We start from the raw sequence: 17076 nt of genomic DNA on the forward strand, positions 1-17076 counted from the left end.
ACACCGTGTATCCCGCCAAGCCCTGCAAAATGGCGGTTATCTTAAAGCAAAACGGCGACCATTGGCCGCCGTTTAGTACTTCGTCGAGGAATTAGACGACAGGCGCCGGTTCAGGCGCTGTCGCAGGTTTTGGCAGCGACGAGAGGAACGCCATGATCAACGCGGCCAGGTACGGCAGCGACTGCACCAGCAGCATTGCGACCCAGAAGCGCATGTCGTTGCTCGGAATGCCCTGCACCAGGTAGATCCCCAGCGCTGCGCCCCACAACAGCAGCATGATGAACAGCTCTTCGCGCGCTTCGGAAATCGCCACCCAGAAGCCATGGTTGTCGGCGTTTTTCGGCGTGCGGAAGAACGGAATGCTGCTGGTGAAGAAGCCGTACAGCACCGCTTTGGCGATGGTGTGCGACAACGCCAGGCCAGCCAGTGCCGCGCAGAACGCATCCTTGAGGTTCACGCCCACGGCGCGACGGTAGAGGAAGATGATCTTGCCGACCTTGAACACGAACAGCGCCAGTGGCGGGATTGCGAAGATCAGCAGCGGCGGATCGACCCGTTGCGGCACGATGATCATCGCCGCCGACCACAGCAGGGCGCCGACGGTGAAGAAGATGTTCATGCCGTCCGCGACCCACGGCAGCCAGCCCGCGAGGAAGTGGTAACGCTGGCCACGGGTCAGCTCGGTGTCCTTGCCGCGCAAGAGACTGCGGGTGTGGCGCTTGATGATCTGGATCGCGCCGTAGGCCCAGCGGAAACGCTGTTTCTTGAAGTCGATGAAGGTGTCCGGCATCAGACCCTTGCCGTAACTGTCGTGGTAATACGCCGCCGACAGGCCTTTCTCGAACACGCGCAGACCCAGCTCGGCGTCTTCACAGATACACCAGTCGGCCCAGCCCAGTTCTTCCAGAACTGAACGGCGGGTCATGGTCATGGTGCCGTGCTGGATGATCGCGTCGCGGTCGTTGCGGGTGACCATGCCGATGTGGAAGAAACCTTTGTATTCGGCGTAGCAGAGCTTCTTGAAAGTGCTTTCGTTCTGGTCGCGGTAATCCTGTGGTGACTGCACCACGGCGATTTTCGGATCGGCGAAGTGCGGCACCATGTGCTTGAGCCAGTTCGGATGCACGCAGTAGTCGGAGTCGATCACCGCGATCACTTCGGCGTCCTTGGCGGTATGCGGAATCAGGTAGTTCAGCGCGCCGCCCTTGAAACCGGCCAGGGGCGAGACGTGGAAGAACTTGAAACGCGGGCCGAGGGTTGCGCAGTAGTCGCGCACCGGCTCCCACACGGCTGGGTCTTTGGTGTTGTTGTCGATGATCAGGACTTCATAGTCCGGGTAATCGAGGGCGGCCAGGGCGTCGAGGGTCTGTTTGACCATCTCCGGCGGCTCGTTGTAGCACGGTACGTGGATCGAGACTTTCGGTCTGTAGTCCGAGTCGCCCACCACCGGCAGGAATTCACGCCGGCGCTTGTGGGTCCAGACTGCTTCGGCCAGTTCATGCGCCTCGGTCAGCAACACGATAAACACCCCGAGCGCACCCAACGCCAGCAGGAAACCCACCGTCAGGCTGAACCACGTGCTGTATTGCTGGCTGTAGTCGTAACCGATCCACACCAGCACCGAACCGCAGAGGAACGCGATAAAGGTCAGGAAGGTGCGGCCACGCTGGCGCAGGGCCGAGCCGTCGATCATCAGCAGGGTCAGCGACAGCAGCGCCAGCACCACCGAACCGATGGCCAGCACGCGCCATTGCGGTATGGCGACGACCGGGCCTTCGAAGTTGAATTTCTGCTGGCGGGCGGCGTTGAACACGCCCCAGTAGGCGCCCACCGAACCTTCGTCACTGGCCTTCCACGGCTGGTCGAACGCTTCGATCACGAAGTAGTTGAAGCCTTGGCGGTTGAGCTTGTTGACCAGTGTGCGCAGGTAGATCGCCTGATCCGCCGGCGACGCGTCGGCGCCACCGCGCATGCGACCGTTGCTCGGCCAGCCGACTTCGGACAGCAGCAGCGGCTTTTTCGGGAACAGCTTTTTCAGGTCGCGGGCGCGGTCGAAGACGAACTGCCCGGCCTTGTCGACCGGGATGAATTCCCAGTACGGCAGGACGTGCGCAGCGATCAGGTCAACGTGCTTGGCCAGTTCCGGGTGTTCTTCCCAGACGTGCCACTGCTCGGAGGTGGTCACCGGCACTTTCACCGCCGCGCGCACCCGATCCAGCAGCACGCTCAGTTGCTCGGCAGTGATTTCCTTGCGGAAAATCGCCTCGTTACCGACCACCACACGAACCACGCTGCGCGAAGTGTTGGCCAGTTCGATGGCGCGCTGGATTTCCCGCTCGTTGCGTTCCTGATCGGGGCTGATCCAGATCCCGAGGGTCACGCGCAGACCGAATTCTTCCGCCAGTTTCGGGATGTCCTGCAGCGAACCGTCGACCGAGTAGATGCGGATGTTGTCCGTCAGCTTGCTCATGATCTCCAGGTCGCGGCGCATTTCGTCGTCAGTCGGATACTGATCCTTCTGCGGGAACTGGCCCTGCTGGAATGGCGAATAGGAAAAACCGGAGATCTGTTCCGGCCAGTTGGGCGCGGAGACCGGGCGGTTGATCAGCGCCCAGAAACCGGTGAACAGGGCGGCGATTGCCAGAACCACCACCAGGTTGAGACCAAATTTACGCGATGACATAGCTATTTCGGGTTCCAAAGGCTGTGGAACGAAGGAACGGATCGGCTTACGCCAAAAGGGCGCGAATCCTACACCGGCAGTTCACTGCTCGTACACCGGGCAGGAAAATGCCCGACATTGGGCAGTCCAACCTGATTTAAGTTCTTTAGTAACAGCTTGTAAGAGAAAACTTTGTTATTCAGTTATAGCAATTCCCGTGGCGAGGGAGCTTGCTCCCGCCGGGTCGCGAAGTGGCCCTTCAAAAAGCGGCCTGCTTCGCAGTCCAGCGGGAGCAAGCTCCCTCGCCACAAAGGTTGTGTGAAAACGGCTGCGTGCACCGTTCATAGCGTCAAAGATGCTCTTGGCCGCCGACGGCCCTATAATGCGCGCCGGTTTTTGGGGTAATGGTCATGAGTACAGAAGATCCGCGGTTTGCAGGCATCGCCCGTTTGTATGGCATCGAGGGCCTTGAGCGCCTGCGTGCGGCCCATGTGGCGATTGTCGGCGTCGGTGGCGTCGGTTCCTGGGCGGCGGAAGCCATGGCCCGCTGTGGTGTGGGCGAGATTTCGCTGTTCGACCTCGACGACGTCTGCGTCAGCAACGCCAACCGCCAGTTGCATGCGCTGGACAGCACCGTCGGCAAACCCAAGGTCGAAGTGATGGCCGAACGCCTGCGCGGGATCAATCCGGATTGTACGGTGCATGCGGTGGCGGACTTCGTGACGCGCGACACCATGGCCGAGTACATCACGCCGAACATCGACTGCGTGATCGACTGCATCGACGCGGTCAACGCCAAGGCTGCACTGATCGCCTGGTGCAAACGCCGCAAGATCCAGATCATCACCACGGGCGGTGCGGGTGGGCAGATCGATCCGACGTTGATTCAGGTCTGCGACCTCAACCGGACCTTCAACGATCCGCTGGCTTCGAAAGTGCGCTCGACCCTGCGCCGCGACTACGGTTTCTCGCGCACCGTGACCCGCCATTACAGCGTGCCGTGCGTGTTCTCCACTGAACAGCTGCGCTATCCGAAACCGGACGGCAGCATCTGCTTGCAGAAGAGTTTTGTCGGCGATGGCGTGAAGCTCGACTGCGCCGGCGGGTTTGGCGCGGTGATGATGGTCACGGCGACGTTCGGCATGGTCGCTGCGACCAAGGCTGTGGACAAGATTGTGGCGGGTGTGCGGCGGCCGGCGGATCGGGTCAAACCTCAGATCTGAGGTTGTCAGTGATGGCCTCTTCGCGAGCAAGCCCGCTCCCACGTTGGATCTGTGGCGTTCACAAATCCCCTGTGGGAGCGGGCTTGCTCGCGAAGGCGATCAGCCTGCCAACTCATTCATGCGCTTGAGCACGGCATTCAAGCCATTACTGCGCGACGGCGACAATTGCCGCGACAGCCCCAGTTGATTGAACCAGTCGGGCAAATCCACCTGCTGCAACTCGGCAGCGCTCAAACCGTTGACCCGCAACAGCAGCAACGCTACCAACCCGCGAATCATCCGCGCATCGCTGGCTGCGCTGAACTGCCAGTGACCGTCCTGCAATTCCCCCACCAGCCACATCTGACTTTCACAGCCATGCACGCGGTTGGCTTCGCATTTGTCTGCGTCATCCAGCGGCGGCAGACGATCGCCAAACTGCATCAGCAACCGTGCGCGCTGTTCCCAACCGGCAGCATTCTGAAAGGTCTGCAGCGCTTCGGCGGCGGCGAGCGGCAGGCTCATCGCAGCAACTCCAGGGCCTGATCCAGCGCTTCGAAGAAACGCTCCAGATCCTCGGAGTCGTTGTACAGCGCCAGCGACACACGAATAGCACCGGCCAGCTCAAAGCTTTTCAGCAATGGCATGGCGCAGTGATGCCCGGCGCGCACGGCGATGCCTTGTTCGGTCAGCAGATGTGCCAGATCGGCGTTATGCACGCCCTCGACGACGAAACTCGCCAGCGCCAGTTGCGGCTTGCCGAGCAGACGAATGCCGTTGCGCGCGGCCAGGCCTTGCAGCAGATAGGCGTGCAGCGCCGCTTCGTGGGCCGACACCGCGTCCTGATCCAGCCCTGCCAGATAATCGAGAGTGGCGCCGAGGCCGATTACGCTGGCAATCGGCGGCGTACCGGCCTCGAAACCCAACGGGGCAGGGCGGAAGCGCGCATCGTGATAATTGGCTTCCAGCACCATTTCGCCGCCGAACTGCCACGGCTGCAGTTGCTCAAGCGCCTTGTTGCGCCCGAACAACACACCGAGACCATCGGGGCCGTACAGCTTGTGGCTGGAAAATACATAAAAGTCGCAACCCAGCGCTTGCACGTCGTGGCGACCGTGCACCACACCCTGGGCGCCATCGACCACGGTCAGCGCGTTCTGCGCCTTGGCCATCGCCAGCAGCGCCGGCAGCGGTTGCCAGGCGCCGAGCACGTTGGACAGCTGACTGACCGCCAGCAAGCGAGTGCGCGGGGTGATCAGACGCACAGCGGCGCCGAGGTCGATCACGCCGTCGGCGTCCAGCGGCAGGATCACCAGTTTCAGCTCGCGCCGTTGTGCCAGTTGCTGCCACGGCAGCAGGTTGGCGTGATGCTCCAGGGCGCTGATGACAATTTCATCGCCCGGATGGAAAAGATGCTCAAGGCCATAGGCCAGGAGATTCAGCGCGCTGGTGGCGCCGTGGGTGAAGATGATCTGCCCGCTGTCACCGGCATTCAGCCACTGGGCAACTTTCAGCCGACTGTCTTCGAACGCCTGCGTCGCGTGGGCGCCGGGCAGATGCTGCGCACGATGCACATTGGCTGCGCCGTTGGTGTAGTAGTGCGCTAGCGCGTCGAGCAGGGCCTGGGGTTTTTGCGTGGTGGCGGCATTGTCCAGATAGGTCTGGTCTTGCCGTTGCAGGGCGGCGATGGCCGGAAAGTCGGCGCGCCAGGGGGAGGGAATCATCATCTGTTCAGCCCTGTGAACTTGGGCGGGTGTACACCGAACCTTGTGGGAGCGGGCTTGCTCGCGAAAGCGGCGTGTCAGTCGACATCAATGGTGACTGACGCACCGCTTTCGCGAGCAAGCCCGCTCCCACAGGGGGATTGGGTGGCTGCTTAGTTGTGAGCGTGCAGCGCTTCGTTCAGCTCGATCGCCGATTTGTGGGTTTTGCACTCCACGGCACCGGTTTCCGAGTTGCGACGGAACAGCAGGTCGGTCTGACCGGCCAGTTCACGCGCCTTCACCACCTTGACCAGGTTGTTGTGCTCGTCCAGCAGCGCCACCTTGGTGCCGGCGGTCACGTACAGGCCCGACTCGACGGTGTTGCGGTCGCCCAACGGAATACCGATACCGGCGTTGGCGCCGATCAGGCAGCCTTCGCCAACCTTGATCACGATGTTGCCGCCGCCCGACAGGGTGCCCATGGTCGAGCAGCCGCCGCCCAGGTCCGAACCCTTGCCGACGAATACGCCAGCGGACACGCGGCCTTCGATCATGCCCGGGCCTTCGGTGCCGGCGTTGAAGTTGATGAAGCCTTCGTGCATCACGGTAGTGCCTTCGCCCACGTAAGCGCCCAGACGCAGGCGAGCAGCGTCAGCGATACGCACACCGGCCGGCACCACGTAGTCGGTCATTTTCGGGAACTTGTCCACCGAGAACACTTCCAGCAGCTCGCCGCGCAGACGGGCTTCGAGTTGCATTTCGGCCAGTTCGCTCAGGTCGATTGCGCCCTGGCTGGTCCATGCCACGTTCGGCAGCAGCGGGAAAATCCCGGCCAGGCTTACGCCGTGCGGCTTGACCAGACGATGCGACAACAGGTGCAGCTTGAGGTACGCCTCAGGCGTCGAGGTCAGTTGTGCGTCTTCGGCCAGCAGGGTGGCGACCAATGGCTTGTGGCTCTCGGCCAGACGGGTCAGCAGCTTGCCTTGAACGGCGTCGATGCCTTTGACCGCTTCAGCCAGTTGCGCAGCCTGTGCAGTGGTGAAGGTGATGGCCTGGTTGCCTTCGGTGTAACCGAGGATCGGCGCAACAGCGGCGACCAGTTCGGCCGACGGGTTGAGCAGTGGCTGAGCGTAGAACACTTCCAGCCAGGCGCCTTGACGGTTTTGCGTGCCGACACCAAAGGCGATGCTGAACAGAGACTTGGACATGTGAATACCTCTAGCAATAAGTGACGGGCTGCTTACTTGAGTGCGGCCGCGTAGATGTCTGGCTTGAAGCCAATCAGGGTTCGGTCACCGAGATCGAGCACCGGGCGCTTGATCATCGAGGGTTGAGCGAGCATCAGTTCGATGGCTTTCGACTGGTCGAGATCGGCTTTACGTTCGTCGTCGAGTTTGCGAAAGGTCGTGCCTGCACGGTTCAACACCGTTTGCCAGCCGTGCTCGTCACACCATTGGGTCAGGTGCTCACGGTCGATACCGGCGGTTTTGTAATCGTGGAAGTCGTAGCTGACAGCGTGTTCATCGAGCCAGGTGCGCGCCTTCTTCATGGTGTCGCAGGCTTTGATGCCGAAAAGGTGCAACGTTTTACTTGAAACGGTCAAGGAATCGCCCCCTTTACAGGTGCTGGAAAAAAATGGTGTCGGATTATGCCATGACCAAACGGTTTCGCGGCGCCCGGCTTCATTTGGCAATGCAAAACCCTGTGGGAGCGAGCTTGCTCGCGAAGGGGCCGTGTCAGTCAAAATCTCTGTTAATGACACACCGTATTCGCGAGCAAGCTCGCTCCCACATTGGAATGGCGTTGCGGGCGTGCGACATAGGTGCAACGGTCAGACGCATCCTAAGCGGCTAATATGGCAGTTCAACGCTGTCGATTGCCTGAGATTTCCGCTTTATGCAAACCGCTTACACCGTCCTTATCCTGCTGATGCTGGTCAGCGTTTCGCGTCTGGTTGGACGGGTCATCCCGCTGCCGCTACCCCTCGTGCAAATCGCCGCCGGTGCCTTGCTGGCCTGGCCGACGCTGGGCCTGCACGTGGCGCTGGATCCGGAACTGTTCCTGTTTCTGTTCCTGCCGCCGCTGCTGTTTTCCGACGGCTGGCGCATGCCCAAACGCGAATTCTGGCATTTGCGTGGGCCGATCCTGACGCTGGCGGTGGGCCTGGTGCTGTTCACCGTGGTCGGCGCCGGGTACTTCATTCACTGGCTGTTGCCGAGCATTCCGCTGCCGGTAGCCTTCGCGCTGGCCGCCGTGCTGTCGCCGACCGACGCCGTGGCCGTCTCGGCGATCTCGCAGAACCGTTTGCCGACGCCGCTGATGCACATGTTGCAGGGCGAGGCGCTGATGAACGACGCCTCGGGTCTGGTGACGTTCAAGTTTGCCCTCGTCGCGGCAGTGACCGGGGTGTTCTCGCTGGCCAACGCCAGCCTGACCTTCGTGCTGGTGGCGGTCGGCGGGCTGGCGGTCGGTGTCGCGCTGAGCTGGCTGGTCGGGCGTTTGCGCGCATGGATGATTGCCCGTGGCTGGGACGATCCGGCCACCCATGTGGTGTTCATGTTGCTATTGCCGTTCGCCGCTTATGTACTGGCTGAGCGACTGGGTGCATCGGGGATTCTTTCGGCCGTCGCGGCGGGGATGATGCAGAGCTGGCTCGATCTGTTGCCACGGCAGACCAGCACCCGTCTGCTCAACCGTAGCGTCTGGTCATTGCTGGAGTTCGCCTTCAACGGTCTGATCTTCCTGCTGCTGGGCCTGCAATTGCCGGACATCATCAAGGCTGTGGTCAGCCACGAACCGACGTTGTGGCCGACCCTGCTGTATCGCGGCCTCGACGTGGTGGCGATTTTCCTCGCGCTGGTGCTGCTGCGCTTTATCTGGGTGCAGAGCATCTGGCGTTTGTCCGTGCTGCTGCGGCGGTTGCGCGGCAAGGGTGACCTGACGCAAGTACCCACGGCGCGCTCCTGCTGGTTGCTGACCGTTGGCGGTGTGCGCGGCGCGGTGACGCTGGCCGGTGTGATGTCGGTGCCGATGCTGATGGGGGCTGAGGCGTTTCCCGAGCGTGATCTGCTGATCTTTATTGCCGCCGGGGTGATCCTGTTGTCGCTGATTGTGGCGTGCATCGCCTTGCCGTTGCTGTTGCGCGGTATCGAAAAAAGTCCGGACGACAAGCGTCGTCAAGAAGTGCGCGATGCCTGGCGCAAGACCGCCGAAGCGGCGATCCATGCGTTGGAAACCGAAGAAGTTGCGCCGCAGGATGCCGCGCAGGCGGCGCTTTCGGCTGAACTCAAGGCGCGGATCATGTCCGAATATCGGCATCAGCTTGAGGTGTTCAACGATTCGGCTGAAGCCCAGGCGCTGGCGTTCCAGATGGATCTGCTGGAACGCCGTTTGCGCTTGAAGGCACTGCGCGCGCAGCGCCTGGAGTTGTATAGCCTGAGCCGTCATCACCAGATTGGTGATGACGTGCTCAGAGAAGTATTGGGCGAACTTGATTTGAGCGAGGCGAATCTGGGGCAGGTCAAATAGCCTGAGGGGGTGGGTTCACTCACACACCGGGTAAGGATAAGCGTTCGACATGAAGATCTTGTCCTGTTCGCTGAGATCCAGATTAATGAAGAGCTGAAAGTCACCGAGGGTCCAGGACTGCTTGATGCGATAGTGCATGATCGACGTTCGATCGTACGCCGAATAGATGCTTTCGTCGGGATTGCCGCGATCAAAGTACCAGTCGTGCAGGCGTTTGCGCGTCACGCTGGCCCGGTAGTCGTCTTCTTCCGGGTTGGCAGTTAATTCATGTTCCTCATAAATGGCTGGCATGTCCCAGGGGATGTTTGCCGTCGGGTTGGTTTGCTCATGCTCTGCGCCAAGCATGTGGCCGAACTCGTGCATTACATTGGCTGCGAAGTAACGTGCGCTGTCGGCTGGGTGGGGCCAGAGTCTCATGGTCGGCTCATCGGGGAATAACCGGGCATCGGTACCAATAAATGAAGAAAACGTTCCTTCCTGGCTGAGTATGCGGATATCGCCCGCTTCACCTTCGACGAAATCAAACTTCAAATTAATGTGCGGCAACCAGTTGCTGGCGGCGGCGATGGTCGCGTCCTTGAATTCTTGCGTGCCATTGAGGAAGGCGATGCGAAGTGTGCAGCCGGGTGTCCAGAATTTCGCCGGATTGTTTTTAGCCCACATGTTTCTGAAACTCCCGAGCGTGTTTCAGAGGCCGGGATATCTGTGTGTTTTCAGATTTTCTGCGTGGGTGAAGCCATGTTGAGTGCATAACTGAACATCCGTGTTTTCATTCTTCAGGTTTAACTTGTCGGGTTGCTTAGTGTTCCCGGCAAGTCGCTTTGAATGAGGGATGCTAGTGACTGAACTTGAGTGGGTAAATTGAATATGTGTGCGGTTTTATGACGGGTCACCGTGCCAGCAGAACTGGCACGGTAAAGGTGCTTATGACTGGCGAGCGACGAACGCGCGAATCCGCTCTGCGGCCTCGACACACTCGGCCAGTGGCGCGACCAGTGCCATGCGCACACGCCCGGCCCCCGGATTGACGCCGTCCACATCTCGCGACAAATAAGAGCCCGGCACCACGGTCACGTGTTCCTGTTCGAACAGGTCGCGGCAGAAGGCGGCATCGTCGCCGGCCACGTTCGGCCACAGGTAGAAGCTGCCATCCGGGCGCTGCACATCCATCACCGGGCTGAGAATTGCCAGGACTGCGTCAAACTTCTCGCGGTACAGCGCACGGTTGGCGCGTACATGCACTTCGTCATTCCATGCGGCAACGCTGGCCAGTTGGGTTTGCACCGGCATCGCGCAGCCGTGGTAGGTGCGGTACAGCAGGAAACCCTTGAGGATATCGGCGTCACCGGCGACGAAACCGGAGCGCAGGCCCGGCAGGTTGGAGCGCTTGGACAGGCTGTGGAACACCACGCAACGCTTGAAGTCCTTGCGGCCCAGTTCGACGCAGGCGCTTAGCAGGCCTGGCGGCGGGGTCTGTTCGTCGAAGTACAGTTCGCTGTAGCACTCGTCGGCGGCGATCACGAAATCGTATTCGTCGGCCAAGGCGATGAGTCTTTTCAGCACGTCGACCGGGATCAGTGCGCCGGTCGGGTTGCCCGGCGAGCACAGGAACAGGATCTGGCAGCGTTTCCAGATGTCCGGCGAGACCGCATCGAAATCCGGGTTGAAGCCGTTTTCGTCCAAGCATGGCAGGTAGTGCGGCTTGGCCCCGGCGAGGAACGCTGCGCCTTCGTAGATCTGATAGAACGGGTTCGGGCTGACCACCAGTGCATCGTCACCGCGATTGACCACGGTCTGGGTGAAGGCGAACAGCGCTTCGCGGGTACCGTTGACCGGCAGCACATTGCGCGCCGGATCAATCCAGCCGCTTGGCACGCCGAAGCGACGTTCGCACCAGCCGGCGATGGCTTCGCGCAGGGCCGGGATGCCAAGGGTGGTCGGATACACTGCCATCTGATCCAGATTGTTCGCCAGCGCTTCGGCGACAAAGCTTGGCGAGCGGTGTTTCGGCTCGCCGATCGACAGGGCGATCGGGCGTTTGTCCGGGTTCGGCGTGACCGTGCCAAGCAGGGCGCGGAGCTTTTCGAACGGGTAGGGCTGGAGCTGGTTCAGAGCGTTGTTCATGGGGGCCTCGTTCAATGTGGGAGCGGGCTTGCTCGCGAAAGCGGTGTGTCATTGAATGATGTGTTGCCTGACACACCGCTTTCGCGAGCAAGCCCGCTCCCACAGGGGGGAAGTTGCTGGATCAAATACTGATGCGCGAAAGCTTGATATCCGGTTCCTGATTGACGCTCAGTTGCTCGACGATTGCGTCCTGCAAGCGGCTGCACAGCAGCGGGTCGGAGAGCGGCTGGTTGTGGGCGTCGGTGATGAAAAACACGTCTTCCACGCGTTCGCCCAGGGTCGCAATCTTGGCGTTCTGCAGCGACAGGTCGAACTCGAGGAAGATCCCGCCAATCCGCGCCAGCAGGCCCGGGCGGTCAGGGGCGGTGAGTTCCAGCACCGTCACCGGACGCTGGGCATCGTTGTGGATCGTCACCTGCGGCGCGAAGGCGAAGTGCTTGAGCTGGCGCGGCACCCGGCGCTGGATGATCGTCGGGTAGTCGTCGGGATTGCGCAGGGCTTCGGTCAGACCGTCGCGAATCTGTTTGACCCGCGCCGGGTTGTCGCCGATCGAGTCGCCGTCGGTGTCGAGCACGATGTAGGTGTCGAGGGTGAACTGGCTGCTCGAGGTGATGACCCGGGCGTCGTGAATGTTCAGGTTGAGCTGGTCCATCGCGGCCACGGTCACGGCGAAAAAATCGTGCTGATCCGGGGCATAGATGAAGATCTGCGTGCCACCCTCGAATTCGCGTTGGGTGGTTTCCTTGATCAGCACCAGCGGGCCGCCATCGGCCGGCTGCTGCAGGATCGCGTCACTGTGCCAGGCCACGTCGCCGGCGGTATGACGGAGGAAATAGTCATCGCCCAACTGCGCCCACAACTGCTCGACGTCGTCCGGGTCGGTGCCGCCGCGCACCAGAATGTCCAGTGCCGCGCTCTGGGTCTGGCGGATCTGCTCTTCGCGATCCACCGGGTTTTCCAGGCCACGGCGCAGCGCGCGTTTGGTCTCGGTGTAGAGCTGGCGCAACAGGCTCGCGCGCCAGGAGTTCCACAGCGTCGGATTGGTCGCGTTGATGTCGGCCACGGTCAGCACATACAGATAGTCCAGACGGGTTTCGTCGCTGACGATCTGGGCGAAATCGTGGATCACCTGCGGATCGGACAGATCCTTGCGCTGTGCGGTGGTCGACATCACCAGGTGGTTCTGCACCAGCCAGACGATCAGGCGGCTGTCCCACACCGGCAACTGATGGCGCTGACAGAACGCTTCGGCATCGACCGCGCCGATGTCCGAATGATCGCCATGCCGGCCCTTGCCGATGTCGTGGTACAGACCGGCCATGTAAATGAGTTCGGGCTTGGGCAGTTTGGCCATGAGTTTGGCCGCCAGCGGGAATTTTTCCGACACCTGGCTGTACTGCAACTTACGCAGGTGCTTGATCAGGTTCAGGGTGTGCGCATCGACCGTATAGATGTGGAACAGGTCATGCTGCATCTGTCCGACGATAAAACCGAACTCCGGCAGGTAACGCCCGAGAATGCCGTAACGGTTCATCCGCCGCAGGTTGCGATGGATGCCGATCTTGCACTTGAACAGCTCGATGAACAGGCTGGTATTGCGGATGTCGTTGCGGAAATTGTCGTCGATCAGATGCCGGTTTTCCCGCAGCAGACGAATGGTGTCGGCGCGCACGCCTTTGATTTCCGGCTGCAGGGCCATCAGCACGAAGATCTCGAGCATGGCGAACGGCGTGCGGCGGAACACGTTGTCGTTACGTGCTTCGATGTAGCCGTCGTGCAACTGGAAACGCGAGTTGATCGGCTGCGGCGGTGCTTCGTCTTCCGGGGCGAGGATCACTTCCTCGAAGTGCTGGATGATCAGGTCGCTGAGCTGGGCGATGCTCATGACCACGCGGAAGTACTGCTGCATGAAATTTTCGACGGCCTGTTTGGCGTCGTCACCTTCAAAACCCAGCAGGCCGGCAATGGTCCGTTGATGATCGAACAGCAGGCGGTCTTCCGAGCGGCCGGCGAGCATGTGCAGGGCGTAACGCACTTTCCAGAGGAATTCCTGGGAGGAGGCCAACAGGGCGTTTTCGCTCTCGACCAGGAAACCCTCGCCGGCGAGGGCGCGCAGGTTCAGGGTGCCGTACTGACGCCGGGCCACCCACAGAATCGTCTGGATATCCCGCAGGCCGCCGGGCGAGCCTTTGACGTTGGGTTCCAGGTTGTATTCGGTGTCGTTGTACTTGTGGTGGCGAGCCTTCTGCTCGGCGCGCTTGGCCAGGAAGAACTCCTTGGCCGGCCACATGTGTGCGGTGCTGGTGACATCGAGCATGCGCTGGCGCAGACGCTCGGGGCCGCAAATGGTGCGGCTTTCCATGAGGTTGGTGACCACGGTCAGGTCGGCGCGGGCCTCTTCGGCGCATTCGTCGACCGAACGCACGCTCTGCCCGACCTCCAGACCGATGTCCCACAGCAGCGTCAGAAAACGCTCGATGGAATCGCGGAAAACTTCGTGGTCGGCGCTGTCCAGCAGGATCAGCAGGTCGATGTCGGAATAGGGGTGCAACTCACCACGGCCGTAGCCGCCGACCGCGACCAGCGCGATGTCGGCGTCTTCGCTCCAGTTGAACTGCTCCCAGGCCTTTTGCAGGATGTTGTCGACGAACCATGCACGGTCTTCGATCAGCCGGCGGATGTCGCGGCCGCTACGAAAGCGCGTGTCGAGGACCTCGCGCGCCTGGCGGATCGCCTTTTTGAACGCCGCAATGGGACTCGCTTTCAGGGCCAGTTCAGCCTGGAACTGGCCGCGGTCGAACAGTTCGGGATCCACCTGCGGCATCGATTGGCTTTCCTTCTATAAGGCTGGGAGCGTTCTTGGGATCAGGCCGAGACGCGCGGGATGGTGTCGTCGGCGCGCAGGGTGAAGATCTCGTAGCCAGTGTCGGTCACCAGCAGGGTGTGTTCCCACTGTGCCGAGAGCTTGCGGTCTTTGGTGATCGCGGTCCAGCCGTCACCCAGTACCTTGGTGTCGGCCTTGCCCTGGTTGATCATCGGTTCGATGGTGAAGGTCATGCCGGCCTTCAGTTCCATGCCGGTACCGGCGCGACCGTAATGCAGGATCTGCGGCTCTTCGTGGAACACCTTGCCGATGCCGTGGCCGCAGAACTCGCGAACCACCGAGAAACCGTTCTTTTCCGCGTGCTTCTGGATGATTTCACCGATGTCGCCAAGGCGGCAGCCAGGTTTGACGATTTCAATCGCCTTGTACATGCATTCCTGGGTGACCTGCGACAGACGTTCGGCCCAGACCGGCACTTCACCGACGTGGAACATGCGGCTGGTGTCGCCGTGGTAGCCATCCTTGATTACGGTGACGTCGATGTTCAGCGTGTCGCCATTTTTCAGCGGCTTGTCATTCGGGATGCCGTGGCAGACCACGTGATTGATCGAGGTGCAGATCGACTTCGGAAAACCCTTGTAGTTGAGCGGGGCAGGGATGGCCTGCTGCACGTTGACGATGTAGTCGTGGCAGATCTGGTTCAGTTGATCGGTGGTAACACCCGGTTTGACATGTTCGGCAATCATTTCCAGCACATCGGCGGCCAGTTTGCCGGCGACTCGCATGCCAGCGATGTCCTCGGGGGTTTTGAGGTTGACGGTCATACAGGCTCTCTCTGCGCTCGGCGGCGCTTACTGATACGGAGAGGGTGGCAAGTGTTGGATTTGCGACCCTGAAAAACGCGATTCTATCAGACGGAAGGAGCAAATCCGCGCCTGCGTGCATCGCGTCTGTCTATACAATGGTGCGCCTGAAGGCGATTCCAAGGGGGCTGCGCCCATGTCCTTGGTGCGATTACAGATTCCGGGTTCCGTTTCTGCGCACCCTGTGGTATAAAATGCGCCGCTTTCCGGGGATACCCCGAAAAGCTTAAATCCACACACGTGTCGACACGATGACCTGGGTGCTTTTGGCTTTATGCCACTGGTTGGTCATTGGGATACGTGGAGGCCAAACCCGACTTATTAAGGAACTATCATGTCCCAAGTCAACATGCGCGATATGCTGAAGGCCGGTGTGCACTTCGGTCACCAAACCCGTTACTGGAATCCGAAAATGGGTAAGTACATTTTCGGCGCGCGTAACAAGATTCACATCATCAACCTTGAAAAAACCCTGCCAATGTTCAACGAAGCTCTGACTTTCGTAGAGCGTCTGGCCCAGGGCAAAAACAAGATTCTGTTCGTCGGCACCAAGCGTTCCGCTGGCAAGATCGTTGCTGAAGAAGCAGCACGTTGCGGTTCGCCGTACGTCGATCACCGCTGGTTGGGCGGCATGCTGACCAACTTCAAAACCATTCGTGCTTCCATCAAGCGTCTGCGTGACCTTGAAGTTCAAGCCGAAGACGGTACTTTCGCCAAGCTGACCAAGAAAGAAGCGCTGATGCGCTCCCGTGACCTGGAAAAGCTGGATCGCTCCCTGGGCGGCATCAAGGACATGGGCGGTCTGCCAGACGCACTGTTCGTGATCGACGTTGACCACGAGCGCATCGCGATCACCGAAGCCAACAAGCTGGGCATCCCGGTCATCGGCGTTGTCGATACCAACAGCAGCCCGGAAGGCGTTGACTACATCATCCCAGGCAACGATGACGCAATCCGCGCTATCCAGCTGTACATGGGTTCGATGGCTGACGCAGTGATCCGTGGTCGCAACAATGTTGCTGGCGGCACTGTTGAATTCGCAGCTGAAGAAACTCAGGCTGCAGCTGAGTAATCGACGCCCTGGCGTTGACTCAGTAAGCAAAAAGGGGGCTTGGCCCCCTTTTTGCCACCTCGAAAACCGTTTGTTGGCGCCCGTGTCTGGTGGCGCAGCCCCTGCATCTGTAACGTGCGGCGGGTACAAGGTGATTCGGGAAGAATTGAACGCCCGTTCGATCGGGTGGAATGGTTGAAAACCTATCCAAGAGGAATTTGAAAATGGCAGCAATTACTGCAGCGTTGGTTAAAGAACTGCGCGAGCGTACCGGCGAAGGCATGATGGACTGCAAGAAAGCCCTGGAAAAGGCTGACGGCGACATCGAAAAAGCCATTGATGACATGCGTGCTTCGGGCGCGATCAAGGCTGCGAAAAAGGCTGGCAACGTTGCCGCTGAAGGCGCAATCGCAATCAAGGACGACGGTAAAGCTGCCGTTATCCTGGAAGTGAACTCGCAGACCGACTTCCTGGCTCTGCAAGACGACTTCAAGAACTTCGTTGCTGCCAGCGTTGAAAAAGCTTTCGCTGACAAGCTGACCGACGCAGCTCCGCTGATCGCTTCGCAAGAAGCTGCTCGCGAAGCACTGGTTGCCAAAGTAGGCGAAAACGTCAACATCCGTCGTCTGACCCGTATCGAAGGTGACGTTGTAGGTTCTTACCTGCACGGCAACAAGATCGGTGTTGTTGTGGCTCTGAAAGGCGGTGACGTCGAGCTGGCCAAAGACATCGCGATGCACGTCGCTGCGAGCAACCCTGAGTTCCTGCTGCCTTCGCAAGTTTCGGCTGAAGCGATCGAGCGTGAAAAAGCTGTGTTCCTGCAGCTGAACGAAGAGAAGATCAAAGGCAAGCCAGAAAACATTGTTGAGAACATGGTCAAAGGCCGTATCAGCAAGTTCCTGGCAGAAGCGAGCCTGGTTGAGCAGGCGTTCGTCAAGAACCCTGAAATCAAGGTTGGCGAGCTGGCCAAGAAAGGCGGCGCAGAAATCGTTTCCTTCACCTACTTCAAAGTAGGCGAAGGCATCGAGAAGCCGGTCGACAACTTCGCTGAAGAAGTTGCTGCCCAGCTGGCTGCCGCCAAGCAATAAGACGGTTTTTCAACTGTCGCCCGAAAGAGGC

Annotated in this window: 13 protein-coding genes; 4 read left to right on the top strand and 9 right to left on the bottom strand. The window is 60.2% G+C overall.

The genetic code is table 11. The annotated features are described in order from the left end of the window. Positions 1 to 91: 91 nt before the first annotated feature. Positions 92 to 2683: a glycosyltransferase gene (locus AC27VU_RS15555; protein ID WP_003222095.1), complete on the bottom strand. Its 2592-nt coding sequence runs from the start codon at positions 2681 to 2683 to the stop codon at positions 92 to 94. A gap of 383 nt (positions 2684 to 3066) precedes the next feature. On the opposite strand from AC27VU_RS15555, the gene tcdA reads away from it, so the two are divergent. Next, entirely contained in the window at positions 3067 to 3885 is an 819-nt protein-coding gene (tcdA, locus tag AC27VU_RS15560) for a tRNA cyclic N6-threonylcarbamoyladenosine(37) synthase TcdA (RefSeq protein WP_102900544.1), read from the top strand. Positions 3886 to 3984: 99 nt separating this feature from the next. On the opposite strand, the gene AC27VU_RS15565 is transcribed toward tcdA, so the two are convergent. The 4 genes from AC27VU_RS15565 to AC27VU_RS15580 form a co-directional block, all read right to left on the bottom strand. Then, entirely contained in the window at positions 3985 to 4389 is a 405-nt protein-coding gene (locus AC27VU_RS15565) for a SufE family protein (protein ID WP_103486506.1), read from the bottom strand. Next, a complete protein-coding gene (locus AC27VU_RS15570) occupies positions 4386 to 5591 on the bottom strand; it encodes an aminotransferase class V-fold PLP-dependent enzyme (protein ID WP_488724390.1) in 1206 nt (401 codons plus the stop codon). The genes AC27VU_RS15565 and AC27VU_RS15570 overlap by 4 nt, the downstream gene beginning before the upstream one ends. 149 nt (positions 5592 to 5740) lie before the next feature. Then, positions 5741 to 6775: a 2,3,4,5-tetrahydropyridine-2,6-dicarboxylate N-succinyltransferase gene (gene dapD / locus AC27VU_RS15575; RefSeq protein WP_488724391.1), complete on the bottom strand. Its 1035-nt coding sequence runs from the start codon at positions 6773 to 6775 to the stop codon at positions 5741 to 5743. 32 nt (positions 6776 to 6807) lie between these two features. After that, positions 6808 to 7170, bottom strand: a complete 363-nt coding sequence (locus tag AC27VU_RS15580; RefSeq protein WP_003222107.1) for an ArsC family reductase — start codon at positions 7168 to 7170, stop codon at positions 6808 to 6810. A 293-nt stretch (positions 7171 to 7463) separates the two neighbouring features. Between AC27VU_RS15580 and AC27VU_RS15585 the strand changes: the two genes are divergently transcribed. Continuing rightward, positions 7464 to 9095: a Na+/H+ antiporter gene (locus AC27VU_RS15585; RefSeq protein ID WP_201135694.1), complete on the top strand. Its 1632-nt coding sequence runs from the start codon at positions 7464 to 7466 to the stop codon at positions 9093 to 9095. A 15-nt stretch (positions 9096 to 9110) separates the two neighbouring features. On the opposite strand, the gene AC27VU_RS15590 is transcribed toward AC27VU_RS15585, so the two are convergent. The 4 genes from AC27VU_RS15590 to map form a co-directional block, all read right to left on the bottom strand. Further along, positions 9111 to 9758 carry a zinc metalloprotease gene (locus AC27VU_RS15590; protein WP_473018919.1) on the bottom strand — a complete coding sequence of 216 codons (648 nt, stop codon included), beginning with the start codon at positions 9756 to 9758 and terminating at the stop codon, positions 9111 to 9113. A gap of 261 nt (positions 9759 to 10019) precedes the next feature. Continuing rightward, positions 10020 to 11219: a succinyldiaminopimelate transaminase gene (gene dapC / locus AC27VU_RS15595; protein WP_488724392.1), complete on the bottom strand. Its 1200-nt coding sequence runs from the start codon at positions 11217 to 11219 to the stop codon at positions 10020 to 10022. Positions 11220 to 11340: 121 nt separating this feature from the next. Further along, positions 11341 to 14043: a [protein-PII] uridylyltransferase gene (locus AC27VU_RS15600; protein WP_488724393.1), complete on the bottom strand. Its 2703-nt coding sequence runs from the start codon at positions 14041 to 14043 to the stop codon at positions 11341 to 11343. Positions 14044 to 14084: 41 nt separating this feature from the next. Continuing rightward, positions 14085 to 14867 (bottom strand): type I methionyl aminopeptidase, encoded by a 783-nt coding sequence (gene map / locus AC27VU_RS15605; protein ID WP_103486500.1) that lies wholly within the window; start codon positions 14865 to 14867, stop codon positions 14085 to 14087. A 373-nt stretch (positions 14868 to 15240) separates the two neighbouring features. Between map and rpsB the strand changes: the two genes are divergently transcribed. After that, a complete protein-coding gene (rpsB, locus tag AC27VU_RS15610; protein WP_003222119.1) occupies positions 15241 to 15978 on the top strand; it encodes a 30S ribosomal protein S2 in 738 nt (245 codons plus the stop codon). 203 nt (positions 15979 to 16181) lie between these two features. Beyond that, positions 16182 to 17045, top strand: a complete 864-nt coding sequence (gene tsf / locus AC27VU_RS15615) for a translation elongation factor Ts (protein ID WP_003222121.1) — start codon at positions 16182 to 16184, stop codon at positions 17043 to 17045. Positions 17046 to 17076 lie beyond the last annotated feature (31 nt).

It is taken from the genome of Pseudomonas sp. 14P5.3.2 (assembly GCF_057799175.1).

Bases quoted from the DNA above. Each gene is read 5' to 3' on its own strand.
- AC27VU_RS15555 (WP_003222095.1), bottom strand. From the start codon at position 2,683: ATGTCATCGCGTAAATTTGGTCTCAACCTGGTGGTGGTTCTGGCAATC.
- tcdA (WP_102900544.1), top strand. From the start codon at position 3,067: ATGGTCATGAGTACAGAAGATCCGCGGTTTGCAGGCATCGCCCGTTTG.
- AC27VU_RS15565 (WP_103486506.1), bottom strand. From the start codon at position 4,389: ATGAGCCTGCCGCTCGCCGCCGCCGAAGCGCTGCAGACCTTTCAGAAT.
- AC27VU_RS15570 (WP_488724390.1), bottom strand. From the start codon at position 5,591: ATGATGATTCCCTCCCCCTGGCGCGCCGACTTTCCGGCCATCGCCGCC.
- dapD (WP_488724391.1), bottom strand. From the start codon at position 6,775: ATGTCCAAGTCTCTGTTCAGCATCGCCTTTGGTGTCGGCACGCAAAAC.
- AC27VU_RS15585 (WP_201135694.1), top strand. From the start codon at position 7,464: ATGCAAACCGCTTACACCGTCCTTATCCTGCTGATGCTGGTCAGCGTT.
- AC27VU_RS15590 (WP_473018919.1), bottom strand. From the start codon at position 9,758: ATGTGGGCTAAAAACAATCCGGCGAAATTCTGGACACCCGGCTGCACA.
- dapC (WP_488724392.1), bottom strand. From the start codon at position 11,219: ATGAACAACGCTCTGAACCAGCTCCAGCCCTACCCGTTCGAAAAGCTC.
- AC27VU_RS15600 (WP_488724393.1), bottom strand. From the start codon at position 14,043: ATGCCGCAGGTGGATCCCGAACTGTTCGACCGCGGCCAGTTCCAGGCT.
- map (WP_103486500.1), bottom strand. From the start codon at position 14,867: ATGACCGTCAACCTCAAAACCCCCGAGGACATCGCTGGCATGCGAGTC.
- rpsB (WP_003222119.1), top strand. From the start codon at position 15,241: ATGTCCCAAGTCAACATGCGCGATATGCTGAAGGCCGGTGTGCACTTC.
- tsf (WP_003222121.1), top strand. From the start codon at position 16,182: ATGGCAGCAATTACTGCAGCGTTGGTTAAAGAACTGCGCGAGCGTACC.